Origin of the sequence: Mycobacterium sp. pUA109 (genome assembly GCF_041287095.1) — a bacterium.
Taxonomy (GTDB): Bacteria; Actinomycetota; Actinomycetes; order Mycobacteriales; family Mycobacteriaceae; genus Mycobacterium.
This window is the reverse complement of sequence record NZ_JBGGKS010000003.1, coordinates 226,179-242,369: the sequence shown is the minus strand read 5'-3', so window position 1 is coordinate 242,369 and position 16,191 is coordinate 226,179. Positions and strand designations below refer to the sequence as shown.

At 70.6% G+C, this 16,191-nt stretch carries 17 protein-coding genes; 7 read left to right on the top strand and 10 right to left on the bottom strand.

Annotated elements, in window-relative coordinates; translation table 11 throughout:
- The first annotated feature begins 4 nt into the window (after positions 1-4).
- Entirely contained in the window at positions 5-1,087 is a 1,083-nt protein-coding gene (locus ACAG26_RS05130; RefSeq protein ID WP_370480181.1) for an acyl-CoA dehydrogenase family protein, read from the top strand.
- 4 nt (positions 1,088-1,091) lie between these two features.
- Here the strand turns inward: ACAG26_RS05130 and ACAG26_RS05125 are convergent, their stop codons facing one another.
- Positions 1,092-1,925: an IclR family transcriptional regulator gene (locus ACAG26_RS05125; RefSeq protein ID WP_370480178.1), complete on the bottom strand. Its 834-nt coding sequence runs from the start codon at positions 1,923-1,925 to the stop codon at positions 1,092-1,094.
- 100 nt (positions 1,926-2,025) lie between these two features.
- Between ACAG26_RS05125 and ACAG26_RS05120 the strand changes: the two genes are divergently transcribed.
- A complete protein-coding gene (locus tag ACAG26_RS05120; RefSeq protein WP_370480176.1) occupies positions 2,026-2,853 on the top strand; it encodes a hypothetical protein in 828 nt (275 codons plus the stop codon).
- 19 nt (positions 2,854-2,872) lie between these two features.
- Here ACAG26_RS05120 and ACAG26_RS05115 read toward each other — a convergent pair whose 3' ends face one another.
- Both ACAG26_RS05115 and ACAG26_RS05110 read right to left on the bottom strand, forming a co-directional pair.
- Complete coding sequence (locus ACAG26_RS05115; protein WP_370480173.1) at positions 2,873-3,658, bottom strand: SDR family NAD(P)-dependent oxidoreductase; 786 nt, start codon at positions 3,656-3,658, stop codon at positions 2,873-2,875.
- 22 nt (positions 3,659-3,680) lie between these two features.
- A complete protein-coding gene (locus ACAG26_RS05110; protein ID WP_370480171.1) occupies positions 3,681-4,451 on the bottom strand; it encodes a glucose 1-dehydrogenase in 771 nt (256 codons plus the stop codon).
- Between the two features lie 99 nt (positions 4,452-4,550).
- Between ACAG26_RS05110 and ACAG26_RS05105 the strand changes: the two genes are divergently transcribed.
- Positions 4,551-6,167, top strand: coding sequence for a flavin-containing monooxygenase (locus ACAG26_RS05105; protein WP_370480169.1), 1,617 nt, complete (start codon positions 4,551-4,553; stop codon positions 6,165-6,167).
- Here ACAG26_RS05105 and ACAG26_RS05100 read toward each other — a convergent pair.
- On the bottom strand, positions 6,119-6,982 hold the full coding sequence (locus ACAG26_RS05100) for an SDR family oxidoreductase (protein WP_370480166.1): 864 nt from the start codon (positions 6,980-6,982) through the stop codon (positions 6,119-6,121). The two genes, ACAG26_RS05105 and ACAG26_RS05100, sit on opposite strands and share 49 nt — an antisense overlap.
- 122 nt (positions 6,983-7,104) lie before the next feature.
- Here ACAG26_RS05100 and ACAG26_RS05095 point away from each other — a divergent pair, with 122 nt between their 5' ends.
- A complete protein-coding gene (locus ACAG26_RS05095) occupies positions 7,105-8,289 on the top strand; it encodes an acyl-CoA dehydrogenase family protein (RefSeq protein ID WP_370480164.1) in 1,185 nt (394 codons plus the stop codon).
- Between the two features lie 43 nt (positions 8,290-8,332).
- Positions 8,333-9,226, top strand: a complete 894-nt coding sequence (locus ACAG26_RS05090; RefSeq protein WP_370480162.1) for an NAD(P)-dependent oxidoreductase — start codon at positions 8,333-8,335, stop codon at positions 9,224-9,226.
- On the opposite strand, the gene ACAG26_RS05085 is transcribed toward ACAG26_RS05090, so the two are convergent.
- Both ACAG26_RS05085 and ACAG26_RS05080 read right to left on the bottom strand, forming a co-directional pair.
- Entirely contained in the window at positions 9,203-10,036 is an 834-nt protein-coding gene (locus ACAG26_RS05085) for an SDR family oxidoreductase (protein WP_370480159.1), read from the bottom strand. The genes ACAG26_RS05090 and ACAG26_RS05085 overlap by 24 nt on opposite strands.
- A gap of 88 nt (positions 10,037-10,124) precedes the next feature.
- Positions 10,125-11,045: an enoyl-CoA hydratase gene (locus ACAG26_RS05080; protein WP_370480156.1), complete on the bottom strand. Its 921-nt coding sequence runs from the start codon at positions 11,043-11,045 to the stop codon at positions 10,125-10,127.
- A gap of 126 nt (positions 11,046-11,171) precedes the next feature.
- Here ACAG26_RS05080 and ACAG26_RS05075 point away from each other — a divergent pair, with 126 nt between their 5' ends.
- Both ACAG26_RS05075 and ACAG26_RS05070 read left to right on the top strand, forming a co-directional pair.
- Positions 11,172-11,336, top strand: coding sequence for a hypothetical protein (locus ACAG26_RS05075; RefSeq protein ID WP_095407126.1), 165 nt, complete (start codon positions 11,172-11,174; stop codon positions 11,334-11,336).
- Positions 11,337-12,797: a trehalose-6-phosphate synthase gene (locus tag ACAG26_RS05070; RefSeq protein ID WP_370480152.1), complete on the top strand. Its 1,461-nt coding sequence runs from the start codon at positions 11,337-11,339 to the stop codon at positions 12,795-12,797. It begins immediately after the preceding gene.
- On the opposite strand, the gene ACAG26_RS05065 is transcribed toward ACAG26_RS05070, so the two are convergent.
- Genes ACAG26_RS05065 through ACAG26_RS05050 form a run of 4 tightly spaced genes read right to left on the bottom strand, consistent with a single transcriptional unit; the run spans position 12,745 to position 16,190 of the window.
- Positions 12,745-13,260, bottom strand: a complete 516-nt coding sequence (locus tag ACAG26_RS05065; RefSeq protein WP_370480149.1) for a hypothetical protein — start codon at positions 13,258-13,260, stop codon at positions 12,745-12,747. The two genes, ACAG26_RS05070 and ACAG26_RS05065, sit on opposite strands and share 53 nt — an antisense overlap.
- Before the next feature lie 28 nt (positions 13,261-13,288).
- The gene (locus ACAG26_RS05060; protein WP_370480147.1) at positions 13,289-13,783 is read right to left on the bottom strand and encodes a mammalian cell entry protein; all 495 of its coding nucleotides are present in this window, start codon (positions 13,781-13,783) and stop codon (positions 13,289-13,291) included.
- Positions 13,783-14,454, bottom strand: coding sequence for a mammalian cell entry protein (locus ACAG26_RS05055; protein WP_370480145.1), 672 nt, complete (start codon positions 14,452-14,454; stop codon positions 13,783-13,785). The genes ACAG26_RS05060 and ACAG26_RS05055 overlap by 1 nt, the downstream gene beginning before the upstream one ends.
- Positions 14,454-16,190: an MlaD family protein gene (locus ACAG26_RS05050; protein ID WP_370480143.1), complete on the bottom strand. Its 1,737-nt coding sequence runs from the start codon at positions 16,188-16,190 to the stop codon at positions 14,454-14,456. Before ACAG26_RS05050 ends, ACAG26_RS05055 begins: the two co-directional genes overlap by 1 nt.
- Position 16,191: the final 1 nt, after the last annotated feature.

The window sequence follows — 16,191 nt, the reverse complement described above, 5'->3', positions numbered from 1 at the left end:
TGCGATGAACCACGTGCTGGAGGCGGTGCGCCCGCTGCTGCCCACCATCGCCGCAGCCGCCGCCGACGTCGACCGGCACGGGGCCGTCGACCCCGCGATCATCGCGGGCCTGGCCGACGCCGGGGTGTTCGCGATGCTGCAGCCGAGGGCGTTCGGTGGCGGGCAGGCCGACCCGGACGACTACCTTGCCGTGGTCCGGGACATCGCCGCGGCGTGCACCTCCACCGGCTGGCTGGCCGGCATGTTCGCGGTAAATGCTTGGCACCTGGCGCTTTTCGATCCTCAGGCGCAGCGAGACGTGTGGGCAGCCGACGCGGGCGCGCTGCTGTGCGCGTCCTACGGCCCGACCGGCCGGCTGGAACGCGTCGGCGACGGCTTCCGGCTGTCGGGGCGGTGGAGCCGCTGCGCCGGGGCTCGGCACGCGTCGTGGCTGATCGCCGGCGCCCTCGTCGTCGGCCCCGACGGCGCCGCCGAAGACTTCACCGTGGCGGTGGTGCCCCGCACCGACTACGTCGTCGAACCGGCCTGGAACCCGGTGGGGCTGCGGGCAATCGGCGCCGACGAGGTCGTCGTCGCCGGGGCCACCGTGCCCAGCTACCGCACCTTCGGGTGGGTCAGCGCCGATCAACGCGTGGAATTGGCCCCGCTGTACCGGCTTCCGCAGCCCACCCTGTACACCCACGCCGGAACCATCCCGGTGCTCGGCGCCGCCGTCGGGCTGCTGGCCGGGCGCGCCACCTCGGCCGCCGCGCCGCTGAGCCCGCTCGCGCTAGCCGACGCCGACCTGACCCTGTCGGTACTCCAAATGCGCCGCAACCTAGGCGAACTCATGGACTGCGCGCGCACCGACACCAGCCCGGAGCCGGCGTTGATGCTGCGGGCTCGACGCGATCAGGTGCTGGCCTTTGAGCGGTCCATGAACGCGGTGCGGCTGTTGATCGGCCTCGTCGACGACGACGGCCGGGCCGAACGGGTGTGGCGGGATGTGCAGACCGCGCGCATGCATGTCGCCAACGACGTCGACCGGGTGCTGTCGGTGGTGGGCGAGTTCGCGTTCGGGTTGCCGGTCGACGAGTTCATCTTGTGATCGGTCACACCCAGGCGTCGGAGGACAGGGTGCGCAGCACCCGGGACAGCATGCTGTCGGTGTCGGCGGCGGCTTGCGCGGTGGTGCCGGTGTCGATGCGGCCGAGCTGCTGGGAGACGCGGCCGGCGGCGCGCAGCACGAACGGGGCGGTGCGCTGCAGCCGGGGCATCGGCACCGCACCGGTCAGCGACAAACCGGCGATTTCACCGTCGCCGGTGCGGATCGGCGCCGCGACACTGCACAGGCCGACCGCCAATTCCTCGGTGTCGTAGGCCAGCCCGTGCCGGGACCGGATCCGCGCCAACTCCTGATGCAGCGTCCCCAGGTCGGCGATGGTGGCCCGGGTCCGCTTGCGCAGCGGGTGGGCGACCACCGCGTCCACCTCCTCGGCGGGCAGCTGCGCCAGCATGGCTTTGCCCAGCGCGCTGGCGTGCGCCGGGGTCCGCCCGGCGACCCGGGTCGGCACCAGCGCACCGCTGTCCCCGGCGACCTTGTCGAGGTAGACGACATCACCGCCGAGCAGCACCCCAAGCTGCACCACCAATCCGGTGTCGGCGTGCAGCCGGGCCAGCGTCGCCGAGGCCACCCCGCGCAGCTCGGCGTGATCCACCATCCGGCCCACCGGCAGCGGGGAGGCGGCGATGCAGTAGCCGTCGGGCCGATGTTGCAGCAGCCCAACCGCATACAGCTGTTTGAGGATGCGGTGCACCGACGACCGGGGCAGCCCGGTACGGGACACCACCTGATCGAGGCGCAGCCGTTTGCCGGGGTCGTCGAATAGGTTCATGATCAGCGCGACCCGGGCCACCATCGAGCTGGTGGTGTCGGCAGTCGCCATCGCTGGCCTTTCCCGGTCGAGTTCGCATCGCCACCTCAAACAATCCCACTGAGCGAGATCGGTCGGCAACCCGGTGCCGGTGTCGCCGACGATGAGGGGTATGCCCCCACAGGTGTTCGCCGCGATCGGTGACGGCGCCACGCTGCTGCGGTCGTCGGATCGGCTGGACGCCGCGACGGTGGCGGTGCTGCGCGGCACCGGGGTGGCCCGGATGCTGCAACCGGAGGAATACGGCGGTTTCGCCACCCATCCCGGCGATTTCGCGGAAGCGGTGATGGCGGTCGCCGCCCTGCACGGTCCGGCCGGATGGGTCGCCGGCCTGGTCGGCGTGGCCGGCTGGCAGTTGGCGATGGCACCGCGGCGGGTGCGTGACGAAGTATGGGAGGCCGACGCCGACACCTGGGTGGCCGCGGCGCTAAAGCCGGCGGGGGCGCTGACCGCGGCCGCCGCGGGCTACCGGCTCACCGGGCGCTGGCCGGCCCCGGTCGGGATCGACCACTGCGCCTGGGTACTGCTGGGCGCCCGGCTCGACGGGGGGCCCCGGCGGGTGCACGTGCTGGTGCCGCGCTCGCAGCTGCGGATCGGCGCGGGGTCGTGCGTCGCCGCCGCGGGCACCGCCGTGCCCGGGTATCGGGTGCTGGACTACCACGCCATCGCCAGCGGCGCCGCCGCGGCCGGGCTGCGAAACCCGATCTACCGCATGCCGTTCGGCCTGATCTATCCGCTCGGGGTCACCGCGGCGGTGATCGGCATGGCCGAAGGGGTCGTGGCGCGGTGCCCGCACGACGGCGCGGCCGCCGCGATCCGTGCCGCTCGCGGGGCGCTGCTCGACACCGTCACCGAATCCTTCTTCGCCGCGCTCGATGGACCCCTAGACGCGATTGACTCTGCGCTGAGGGCGGGTTTGTGCGAGAAGATCGCGCCGTAGACGCAGAGTCAATCCCCCACTAGGCGTGGGTGCCGCCGTCGATGCGGATCTCGGTGCCGGTGATGAACGCCCCGTCGTCGGACACCAGCATCGCGACCACCCCGGCGACCGCCGCCGGGGAACCCATCGGGGCGCCGCTGGATTCCAGCGTGGTGGGCAGCAGCGGCGACAGCTTGGCCAGCAGCGACCAGTCGGAGTCCGGCGGCAGGTAGCCGCCGGTGGCGTCGGTGATCCCGGACTTGATGCTGCCCGGTGCCACGCACACCGCCCGCACCCCCTGTTTGCCGTACTCCAGCGCCAGCGCGTGGGTGAAGGACTGGATGCCGCCCTTGCTGGCCGCATAGGCCGCCATGTACGGGTGGGCGAACGTCGCCGACGTCGAGCTGAAGTTGACGATCACGCTGGCCTCGTTGGCCAGCAGCGCCGGCAGCGCCTCCCGCACCACCAGGAAGGTGCCGGTCAGGTTGATGCCGATGATCTGGTTCCACAACTGCAGGCTCATGTCGTGGGTGTGCACCGCGCGCAGGATGCCGGCCGCGTTGACCACCGCGTCCAGCCCGCCCAGCGTCGCGATCGCCGCGGCGACCCCGTCGACCACCGCCCGCTCGTCGGCGATGTCCAGCTCCAGCGTGGTCAGCCGGTCGGCGGCGCCGCCGGCCTGCGCCCGGGTGCTCGCCAAGCCCTCCGCCGCGACGTCGGCGGCGACCACCACGGCGCCCTCCTGCAGCAGCCGCAGCGCGGTGGCCTGCCCAATCCCCGACGCGGCGCCGGTCACCAGGATCCGGCGGCGATCCAGTCGATTCATCCCATTCCCCATCCGGCGGAGCTCACTGTCCCATAACGTATTTCACCGTCGGCCCGGCGGTCCAGCCGCCGTCGACGGCGATCTCGGCGCCGGTCACGTAGCCGGCGTCGTCGGACAGCAAGAAGCCGACCGCGCCGGCGATTTCCTCGGGCGTGCCGACCCGGCCCAGCGGGGTGTTCGGGTAGTTGCCCTCGCCGGGCTGGATGCCGACCTGCGCGGTCATCGGGGTGTACGTCATCCCCGGATGCACCGAGTTGACCCGGATGTGGTCCGGGGCCAGTTCCACCGCCGCGATCTTCGTCAGCCCCCGCACCCCCCATTTCGAGGCGCCGTACCCGGCGGTCAACGCCAGCCCGAACAGCCCAGCCGCCGAGGAGATGTTGACGATCGAGCCGCCGCCGGCCGCCCGCAGCGGCGCGATGACCGCCTGGATGCCGCTGAACACCCCCACCAGGTTGATCTCCAGCACGCTGCGGAACCGCTCGACGGGCTCGTGCTCGACGAACTGGCCGGTCGCCACCCCGGCGTTGTTCACCAGCCCGGTCAGGGTGCCGAACTCGGCCAGCGTGACCTGCACGGCCTCGGCCCACTGCGCGGTGTCGGTGACGTCGAGGTGCACATACCGGGCAGCCGCCCCGAGCTCGCCGGCCAGCCGCCGCCCGTCCTCGTCGAGCAGGTCGGCGAGCATCACCTTCCCGCCGTCGGCGACGATGCGGCGGGCGAACGCCGCCCCCAAGCCGCGGGAACCCCCGGTGACAAGGACAACTTTGCCGGCCAGCCGCTCTGCGCACATGCCCTTAGCCAAACATGCCCCGCCGGCCGCCACCCCGCGACTCCCACTGAGCGAGACAACCGCGGTGCGGGCCCGGCGGCGCCCGTAACGTCGCCGGGCATGAAGACGACCGTCGATGTGGTGGTAGTCGGCGCGGGTTTCGCCGGCCTGTATGCCCTGCACCGGTTGCGGCGCGACGGCCTGAGCGTGCGGGTATTCGAGGCCGCCGACGGGGTCGGCGGCGTGTGGTACTGGAACCGCTACCCCGGGGCGCGCTGCGACGTGGAAAGCGTCGACTACTCGTATTCGTTCGATGAGCAGCTGCAGCAGGACTGGGACTGGAGCGAGAAGTACGCCACCCAGCCGGAGATCCTGCGCTACCTCAACCACGTCGCCGACCGGTTCGATCTGCGCCGCGACATCAGCTTCGGCACCCGGGTGACCGACCTGGTGCTCGACGAGGCCGCGCTGCGCTGGCAGGTGCGCACCGACGCCGGCGATCAGGTGTCGGCCCGGTTCTGTGTGCTGGCCGTCGGCCCGCTGTCGAACGCCAACATCCCGGCCATCGACGGGCTGGACGCGTTCGCCGGCGAGGTTTACCACACCGCCGCCTGGCCGCATGACGGCGTGGATTTCACCGGCAAACACGTCGGGGTGATCGGCACCGGATCCTCTGGCATCCAAGCGATTCCACCCATTGCGCGGCAGGCGGCGCGGCTGTACGTGTTTCAACGCACCGCCAATTACAGCGTGCCGGCCGGCAATGTGCCGCTCGACGACGCCACCCGCCGCGCCCACAAGGCCGGCTACCCCGAGCGCCGCCGGCGGTCGAGGGCCAGCGGTGGCGGTTCCCCGCACCAACCGCATCCCAAGTCCGCGCTGGAGGTCAGCGACGAGGAGCGTCGGGCGGCCTATGAGCAGCGCTGGCAGCTGGGCGGGGTGCTGTTTTCCAAGACGTTTCCCGACCAGATGCTCACCGTGGCGGCCAACGACACCGCCCGGCTGTTCTGGGAGGACAAGGTGCGCGCGATCATCGACGACCCGGCCACCGCCGAGCTGCTGATCCCCCGCGATCACCCGATCGGCGCCAAACGGATCTGCACCGACGACAACTACTACCAGACGTTCAACCGCGACCACGTGGAGTTGGTGAACCTGCGGGCCACCCCGATCCAGCGCATCGACGCCGCCGGGCTGCACACCACCGACAGCCACTACCGGTTGGACGCGCTGGTGTTGGCCACCGGTTTTGACGCGATGACCGGCTCGGTCGCCAAGATCAACATCGTCGGCCGCGGCGGCGCCACGCTCAACGACGCCTGGGCCGGCGGTCCGCTGACCTACCTGGGGTTGGGCGTACCCGGTTTCCCGAACCTGTTCAACATGACCGGCCCGGGCAGCCCGTCGGTGCTGGCCAACATGGTGCTGCATTCCGAGCTGCACGTGGACTGGGTCGCCGACGCCCTCGGATACCTGGCGGCGCACGGCGCGGCCGGGCTGGAGGCCCGGGCCGACGCCGCCGACGACTGGGGCGCCGAATGCACCCGGCGGGCCGCCGACACCCTGATGCCGCAGGCGAATTCGTGGTATCTGGGCGCCAACATCGCCGGCAAGCCGCGGGTGTTCATGCCGTTCGTCGGCGGCTTCGGGGTCTACGGCCAGATCATCGCCGACATCGCCGCCGCCGGCTACAAGGGCTTCGACGTCCTGGAGAACGCCCGCATCCGCAGCAGGTAGCCAAGCAGCCGCCGCGCCGGGACGGCACGGGGCCAGTCGTCGGCACGAAAGTAGGCGTCGCTGCCGCCGTCGACGAACACCACACTGCCGCACAGGAAGTCGGCGGCCTCGGACAGCATGAACAGCATCCAGTCGGCCAGCTGCTCGGGGTCGCCGAAGCCGCCGATCGGCACCGGGAAGGCACGGATCGCCTTGGCCTCCCGCGGTGTCGCCAGTTGCTGCTCCAGCAGCGGCGTCATAATCGCGCCCGGCGCCAGGGCATTGAGGCGAATTCCCGCACCGGCCCACTGGGGGGTCACCGCCTGCCGACGCACCCATCGGGCCACCGCGATTTTCGAACCCGCATAGGCCAGCGACGGGGCGCCCGGTCCGAACAGGCGCAGCGACCGCACCGCCTTCTCGACATCACCGGTCAGCAGGGCGCGCACCGTAGAGCGCGGCACCGCGGGCACCGTGGTGGTGGAGTTGCTGGCGATGACAACGACTTTGGCGGTGCCCGCGGCGGCCAGCGCCGGGCGCCACGTCGTCAGCAGGTCCACCACGCCGCGGTAGTTCACTTGGAAGATCAGCCGGGGCCGGTCGGCGCCCGGGGTGGGCCCCACACCGGCCGCCAGCACCGCGCCATCCAGTCGGCCCGCCGCGGCGGCCAGCACCTGCTCGGCCGCGGTGACGCGGCCCGACGGGGTGGACAGGTCCGCGACGACCTCGGCGTCACGCAAATCGACCCCGATCACGGTGTGGCCGGCGGCCCGCAACTTCGCCGCGGCGGCGCGCCCCATTCCCGATGCCGACCCGGTCACCGCGTACACGCCCACGACACGTCCTCCTGATCCATCGCCACCCGGATTTTTTGGTTCCACTCACCGGGATCGCCGAAACCCTCACTATGACTACCAGCAGACCATCAAGCTGCAGCCCACGACGTAAGGACGACAGTATGACCGAGCGGGTAATCGACCGGCTGATGGCGATCGCCGACCAGTTGCGTGAGCAGGCCGGCGAGGCCGAGAAGATCGGCCGGCTGACCGATCAGACGGTCAAAGCGATGAAGAGCGCGGGCTCGATTCGGCTGCTGCAGTCGGCTAAGCACGGCGGGTATGAGGCCCATCCCCGCGAGTTCGCCGAGACGGTGATGGCCACCGCGGCGCTGGATCCGTCGGCGGGCTGGGTCACCGGGGTGGTCGGCGTGCACCCCTATCAGCTCGCCTACGCCGACCCGCGGGTCGGCGAGGAGGTGTGGGCGGAGGACATCGACACCTGGATGGCCTCGCCGTATGCGCCGCAGGGCGTGGCCCAGCCGGTCGACGGCGGCTACCTGTTCAACGGCCGGTGGCAGTTCAGCTCCGGCACCGACCACTGCGACTGGATCATTCTCGGCGCCATGCTCGGTGACGCCCAGGGCGCACCGCTGATGCCGCCGCAGATGCTGCACATGATCTTGCCGCGCAAGGATTACCAGATCGTCGACGACTCGTGGAATGTGGTCGGGCTTCGGGGCACCGGCTCCAAGGACGTCATCGTCCGCGACGCGTTCGTCCCGACCTACCGGACCATGGATGCGACGAAGGTGATGGACGGCACCGCCCAGCGTGAAGCCGGCATGACCACACCGCTGTACCTGATGCCATGGTCGACGATGTTCCCGCTCGGCATCTCCGCGGCGACGATCGGCATCGCCGAGGGTGCACTGGCCGCCCACCTGGACTATCAGCGGGAACGCGTCGGCGCCACCGGGACCGCGATCAAGGACGACCCCTACGTCATGTACGCCATCGGCGAGGCGGCCGCGGACATCAACGCCGCCCGCCAGGAGCTGCTAGCCAATGTGGACCGCATCTACGACATCGTGGCGGCGGGCAAACAGGTGTCGTTCGCGGACCGCGCGGCCGGTCGCCGGACCCAGGTTCGCGCGGTGTGGCGCGCGGTCTCGGCGGTCGACGAGATCTTCGCCCGGTCGGGCGGCAACGCGGCGCGCATGGACAAACCGCTGCAACGGTACTGGCGCGACGTGCACGTCGGGCACCTGCACGCGATACACGTGCCCGGAACCCTCTACCACGCGTCGGCGCTGAGCTCGTTGGGCATCGATCCGCCCGAGGGCCCGCTGCGGGCGTTGATCTAGCAGACCCGCCCCGGCGCAAGCAGAACACGGCAAGCTGGACGGCATGGACATCGGATTCATCGGCCTGGGCAATATGGGTGCGCCCATGGCCGCCAACCTGCTGCACGCCGGTCACCGCGTCACCGCCTACAACCGTTCGCCGACCAAGGTCGACGCCCTGGCCCGACAGGGCGCCACCGCGGCGCGCACCGTCGCCGAGGCCTGCCGGGGCGACGCGGTGCTGACGATGCTGGCCGACGACGCGGCCGTCGAGCAGGTCGCGCTCGGCGAGCACGGCGTCGTGGCGTCGCTGCCGCCGGGTGCCACCCACATCTCGTGCAGCACGATCAGCGTGGCCCTCGCCCAGCAGCTGGCCGCCGCGCACACCGACGCCGGGCAGCACTACGTGGCCGCACCGGTGTTCGGCCGGCCCGAGGCCGCCGCCGCGGCACAGCTGTTCGTGGTCGCCGCGGGCGCCCCGCCGGTGCTGGAACCGGTGATGCCGCTGTTCGACGCGATCGGTCAACGCACCTTCGTGGTGTCCGAGCAGCCGCACACCGCCAACCTGGTGAAGCTGTCCGGCAACTTCCTGCTCGCCACCGTCATCGAGTCGCTCGGCGAGGCCACCGCGCTGGTGGAAAAGGCGGGGGTGGACCGGCGGGCCTACGTCGACATCCTCACCTCGACGCTGTTTGACGCGCCCGCCTACCACACCTACGGCGGGCTGATCGCCCGCCAGCAATTCCAGCCGGCCGGGTTCGCGGCGACGCTGGGACTCAAGGATGTCCGGTTGGCGTTGGCGGCCGCCGAGGAGTTGCAGGTGCCGCTGCCGCTGGGCAGCCTGCTGCGCGACCGCTTCCTGACCCTGCTGGCCAACGGCGGCGGGCAGCTGGACTGGTCGGCCCTCGCCACGCTGGCCGCCCGGGACGCCGGGTTAGCCGCGCACCACTCCGCGTAACCCGTCGGCCCCGAACACCGGTTCCAGCATCGCGGAGAAGTCCGGGCCGCGGCGCAGCATCTGCCCGCCGTCGACGTTGATGACCTGCCCGGTGATCCAGCTGGACGCGTCGGACAGCAAAAACAGCGCCAGGTTGGCGATGTCGGCGACCTCACCGATCCGGGGCAGCGGGGTGCAGATCCGGTAGTCCTCGCTGAGCTCCGGGGAGTCCATGATCGGGGCCACCAGCTCGGTGCGGGTCAGGCCCGGGCGGATGCTGTTGACCCGCACCCACGAGGCGCCCAGCTCGTCGGCGGCCAGCCGCATCATGTGGTCGACCGCGGATTTGGTCACCCCGTAGGCGCCGAACCAGCGGTGGGTGTTGCTGGCGGCGATCGACGAGATGCCGACGAACGAGCCGCCACCCCCGCGGACCAGTTCGCAGCCGGCGTGCTTGAGCACGTACATGGTGCCGTTGATGTTGAGGTCGACGGTGCGCCGCCAGGCGTTGGAGTCGATTTGGGTGATCGGCCCGATGGTCTCCGAACCGCCCGCGCAGTGCACCACCCCGTGCAGCCGGTCGCGCCAGGCGGTGATCGCGTCGACGGCCGCCGCGGCCTCGTCCTCGTCGGTGACGTCGGCGCGGTGCGCGCGGATCGTGCCGCCGTCGAGGGCTTCGATCTCGCGGGCGGCGGACAGCAGTTTCTCGGCGTTGCGGCCGACGATCATCACGTTGGCGCCGGCTTCCACCAGCGCGGCCGCCACCGCCTTGCCGATGCCGCTACCGCCCCCGGTGACCAGGTAGGTCCGGTCTTCGAACGAAAGCTCCACGGTTACCTCTTACTCTGCTCCGCGAGCAGACGCAAAGTCCCCTGTTTCACCCCGAAATCGGGGGCCTTTGCGTCTGCTCGCGGGTCTGCTAGGGCGTGTCGGGGCGGGCCGGCTGGGCGGGTTTGGCGGTCCGCCAGTCCTCGACGTCGGGCGGCAGGCCCACCGGGAACCGGTTCTCGTTGTGGGCGGCCCAGTGCGCATGCCCGAGCTCGTGGATGTGGAATCCGTGCCGCAGCGCCTCGGTGAAGCCCATCGCGTCGGCGGCGGCGTTGACCGAGTCCTTGATCAGCAGCGCCGCCATGGTGGGCCGTTCGGCGATGCGGCGCGCGAACGCCAGGGTCTTGTCCTCCAGCTCGTCGCGGGGAAAAACCTTGGACACCATGCCCAGTCGGTAGGCGTCCTCGGCGTCGAGGTAATCCCCGGTCAACAGCAGCTCTTTGGCCTTGCGTGGCCCGAATTCCCAAGGATGCGCATAGTATTCGACGCCGGGCATCCCCATCCGCACCCCGACCACGTCGGAGAACTTGGCGTTGTCGGCGGCCACGATCAGGTCGCAGGCCCAGATCAGCATCAGCCCCGCCGAGATCGCGTTGCCCTGCACCGAGGCGATGGTGATCTTGCGCAGGTCACGCCAGCGGCGGGTGTTCTCGAAGTAGAAGTGCCACTCCTGCAGATAGGTCTTCTCCGCGACGCCGTCCCGGGTGGCGCCGTGCGACCGGAACGTCGGATGCTGCGCCGGGCCGGGCTGGCGCTCCAGCAACGCCTCCTCGGAGCCCAGGTCGTGGCCGGCGGAGAAGTTCCTGCCGCGGGCCGCCAGGATCACCACCCGCACCTCGTCGTCGGCCTCGGCGCGGCAAAACGCCTCGTCCAGCTGGACCAGCAGCGTGCGGTTCTGGGCGTTGTGCGCGTCGGGCCGGTTCAACCAGATCCGGGCGATCCGGCCGTCGTCGAGGGTTTCGTATGTCACCAGGTCAGCCGTGCTGCCGCCGGCCTGTTCAGCTGTTGCCATGGGTGTCTACCTCGCTCGGGATCGATCGCATCTGATGTTTGCACATTACGGGCAGCGTGTAACGCCGCCCCCACCCCGGTGCCGCACAACTCGTCGCACCCGCCGCGTTTCGCATAAAGTGAGGTCATGCCTGCTAAATCTGACCCCGCCGAAATCGGCGACGTGGAACCGCTGGCCGACAGCACGGCAAACCAGGCCAGGCGGGTCGTCGCCGCATACGCGACCGACGCCGACGAGTGTCGGGTGTTTCTGTCCATGCTCGGTATTGGACCGTCAAAAAGCGAGACGTAAATGGCCGCCCGTGGCGATTCCGACTTCGTCGTCGTCGCCAACCGGCTGCCCATCGACATGGAGCGGCTGCCCGACGGCACCACGACCTTCAAGCGCAGCCCGGGCGGTCTGGTCACCGCGTTAGAGCCGCTGCTGCGCCGCCGCCGCGGCGCCTGGATCGGCTGGCCGGGCATCGTCGACGGCGACGAAGAACCCATCGTCGACGAGGAGCTGCACCTGTATCCGGTGCGGCTGTCCGCCGACGACGTCGCGCAGTACTACGAAGGGTTCTCCAACGCCACCCTGTGGCCGCTGTACCACGACGTCATCGTCAAACCGATCTACCACCGCGAATGGTGGGACCGCTACGTCGACGTCAACCGCCGCTTCGCCGAGGCCACCTCACGCGCGGCCGCGACCGGCGCGACGGTGTGGGTGCAGGACTACCAGCTGCAGCTGGTGCCGGCGATGCTGCGCGAGCTGCGGCCCGACCTGACCATCGGCTTCTTCCTGCATATCCCGTTCCCGCCGGTGGAGCTGTTTATGCAGCTGCCGTGGCGCACCGAGATCATCGAGGGCCTGCTCGGCGCCGACCTGGTCGGTTTCCACCTGGCCGGCGGGGCGCAGAACTTCCTGTACCTGTCGCGGCGGCTGGTCGGCGCCAACACCTCCCGCGGGCTGGTCGGGGTGCGGTCCCGGTTCGGCGAGGTGGACCTGGGCCAGCGCACCGTGCGGGTGGGCGCCTTCCCGATCTCCATCGACTCCGGCGACCTGGACCGCAAGGCCCGCGGCCGCGGCATTCGGCGGCGCGCCAAGGAGATCCGCGCCGAACTCGGCGACCCGCGCACCATCCTGCTCGGCGTGGACCGGTTGGACTACACCAAGGGCATCGACGTGCGGCTCAAGGCGTTCGCCGAGCTGCTGGCGGCGGGCCGGGTCAAACGGGAGGACACCGTGTTCATCCAGCTGGCCACCCCCAGCCGCGAGCGGGTGGAGAGCTACCAGTTGCTGCGCAACGACATTGAACGCCAGGTCGGCCACATCAACGGCGAATACGGGGAGGTCGGCCACCCGATAGTGGACTACCTGCACCGGCCGATTCCCCGCGACGAGCTGATCGCGTTCTTCGTGGCCGCCGACGTCATGCTGGTCACCCCGCTGCGCGACGGGATGAACCTGGTGGCCAAGGAGTACGTCGCCTGCCGCAGCGACCTGGGCGGCGCACTGGTGTTATCCGAATTCACCGGCGCCGCCGCCGAACTGCGGCAGGCCTATCTGGTCAACCCGCACGACACCGAGGGCGTCAAGGACGGGATCGAAGCGGCGATCAACCAGACCACCGAGGAGGGCCGACGCCGGATGCGCGCGCTGCGCCGCCAGGTGCTGGCCCACGACGTGGACCGCTGGGCGCGATCCTTTTTGGACGCGCTCAGGAACACAAATGCTGCGGATTATCCTGACAGTTCAGCGGGTAGCGAATGACCGGGTTGGGCAGCGGCCCAACGAAAGTCAACGTGAACGGGTGTCTGGCGATGGCCGGCGCCGCGCCGCACGCCTGGCTGTGCGATGAACTGTAGGTCCCGTTGAGCGCGTCGTCGAAGGAATAGGTCTCCACCGTCGGGGCGGTGGAGCCGTCCGGGCAGGTGAAGCCGTTGACTTTGTTCGCCGAATACGTCCACCGCCCACCCACCAGCTGGAACGCCCCGGTGTTGGCGGCGGTGCTGCTGACCTGCAGCTTGCAGCCCACCGGAAGCTCCAGCGGCACCCGCGCATCCCCGACGACCGGGACGCACAGCGGGGTGATCGTCCAGGTTTGCGGCGGCACCCCGTCCTGGGTGTAGGTGTAGATACCTTCGATCACCGCGTCGGCCGCGGCCGGGCCGGCAGCTGTGACCGCCGCGCCGGTGAGGACGACGGCGGTGGCCAGTCCGGCAGCCAGCTTCACGATGGTCCTCCCGTCACCTCGACCGAGCCTAGATCGGTTTGATGTCGTTGATCAGCCATTTGCCGCCGACCTTTTGGTAGTCCACCCGCAACCGGCTGCCGTCGTACAGCGGCTGCTTGGATTTGTCACTGACGGTGCGGTTCATGTACACCATCACCGAACCCGAGGTGCGCTGCGCGGCAAGGATTCCGACGCCGACCACGCTGACCTGGCTGACCACCTGGCGCTGGCGGGCCTGCGGAATGATGTCCTTGGTCGCGCGTTCCTCGAACTCGCGGCGAAACGCCGGGGTGAGCAGCGGGTAGGCCTCGGTCAGGCTGCGTTCCACGGTCTGATAGTCGTAGCCGAACACCTTCGGGATCTCGTCGGCGGCCAGCGGGGCCAACGCCGCACGGGTCAGCTGGGCGCCGTGGCGCTCCACCCGATTCCAGTACAGCCAGCCGCCGGCGCCGGACAGCCCGACAAAGGCGCCCGCCAGCACCACCGCAACCAGCCCCAACAGCGGCTCACCCCAACGCCGCATCAATTACCGCCGTTGGGGTACTTCAGGTCGTAGGCGGTCATGTTGCCCGCCTCGTCTTCGTGCACGATCACCCGCAGCCGGTAGGGCTGCGACGGGCTGTTGACGCCGTCGAGGTCGGTGACGGTGACCCGCGCCGACACCAGCACCGAGCCGTTGCCGCCGACCTCGTCGACCCCTTCCAACGCCGCGCCGTTGATCACGGTCTCGGAGCTGGCGTTGGTCTCGCGGAACAGGGCCTTGAGGTTATCGACGTTGCCGGGCTGGCTCATCATGTCGTGCAGCGGGCCGCTGGTGCCGTTGACGAACCGCTGCACGCTTTGGTCGATGCTGTCCTGGGTGTAGCTGAACATATTGACCACGGTCTGTTGGGCGGTGTCGACGAACCGTTGGTTGCGTTGCGCGACCGTGTCGGCGTCGCGCTGCTGCACCGCCATGACGGTGACCAACGAGCCCACCACCGCGATCGCCACCGCGGCGGCGGCCACCGCGATCACCCCGACCAGCCGCCGGTGCGCCGGCCGCCGCGGCGGCGGTCCGGCGGGGCGGATCCGCCGGGTGGTCGCCGCGGCGGGCGGGGTCACCGTTGCCGTGCCGGTGGCGGGGGCGCCGGCGGGGCCGGCCGCCCGGGAGGCGCGCCGGCGCACGGGCCGCGTCGACAGTGTTTCGGTCACTACGCCTGCCTTGGATCGAGCATCAGATCTACCCAGTTTTCCGCGGGCCGCTGCTGCGGGTCGCCGGGCCCGTACACGCCCGTCCCGCCCGCCGGGTCCACGAACGTGCCGGTGCGCTGATCGTAGGTGGTGTACGCCGCGCCGCTGGCCTCGGGTGGCGGCGGCCCGGGCAGCGGCGCCTGCTCGGGCGGCGGCTGCCGGCCGTACGGCGGCAGCCCGCCGTTGCCGCCCGGCGAGGTCGGCATGTTCTGGTCCGGCGGGGCATAGTACGGCCACGGCGCGGGCGGCGGCCCAGGCGCGTTGGGCGGCACCGGCAGCGGGAACGGCGGGTTGGGCGCCGGACCCGGACCGGCCGGCACCCCCGGCGGCAGCTGCACCACCGGCGGGCCGGGGTCGTAGTCCGCTTCCGGCGGAATGTAGGGGAACTTGTTCATCGGCTCGGTCATCCGCGGGTCCTGCACCGGGGTGCTGCCGTACGGGATGGGCGGCCCGCGCCACGGGTTGCTGCCGATCGGCACGTAGCCCTGCGGATCCCGGCACAGCTGCACGGTGGGGGCGCGTTTACCCGGGAACTCCATGCACGGGTAGTTGCGGGCGCCGCGGACCACGGCGGAATCGTTTTGCGCGGTCTTGCAGTACAAGTCGGACGGCAGTTCGCGCAGCGTCTCATCGGCGGGGGTGCGCATCTCGGTGAACGGGATGAAGCCCACCGAGCATGGCGGCGGGTCACCCAGGTCGACCTTGAAGTCCAGCTTGCCGCCCTCGTCCATCGGCGCGCCGCCGGCCACCGTGAGCAGCGCCGCGATCAGGGCGGGAAAGATCACCAGCGCCTGCTCGATGGATTTGTGATAGATGACGCCGACCCGGCCCAGGTTGGCCAGGTTGGCCGCCAGCACCGGGAACGACGGTCGGATGCCGCTGAACGCGGTGTCGGCCTCGTCCAGGACGCCGGGGGCGGTGTGCAGCGTCGACCGGAATTGTGGGTCGGCGTGGGCCATCTCGGTGGTGACCCGGGCCAGCCCGTCGGCCAGCGACTTGATGTCGTCGCCGCTGCGCTGCTGCGCGTCCAGCAGCGGGCCGATCTGGTCGATCAGCGCGCTGGTCTGCCCGTAGTCGGCGTTGGCCTCGTCGACCAGCAGCCGCGACGACTGGATCAGCCGGGCCAGCTCCGGCCCGGATCCGTTGAACGCGTTGAACGTTTCCCGCAGCAGATCCTTGAGCCGGGTGTTGGCCACGCTATTGACCAACGTCTCGGCCTGGTGCAGCAGCCCGGCGATGTCCTGGCCGATCGCGGTGCGGTCCTGACCGATCCGCGCGCCGTCGCGCAACTTGCCGGCCGCAGCGGCGTGGGGGGCGGAGGCCGCCGGCGGGTCGTCACCCGCCGGGTCGTCGCCCGGCGGGACCAGGTCGATGTACTGCTCCCCGACGGCCGACACGCTTTTGACGGTGGCGGTCACGTTGTCCGGGATCGGGGTCCCGCTGTTGAGCCGCATCTCCGCGTCGACGCCGTGGCCGTTGAGGTGCACCGCTTGCACCCGGCCCACCGTCACCCCGCGGTAGGTGACGTTGGCGTTCTGGTAGATGCCGCCGCCGGCCTTGAAGTCCGCGGTGACGTGGTAGGACCCCAACCCCAACGCGGTGGGCAGGTGCAGGTAGAACAGCGTGATCGCGCCCACCGAGATCACCGTGACGAGGGCGAAGATGGACAGTTGGATGCGGGCGAGACGGTCCAGCATG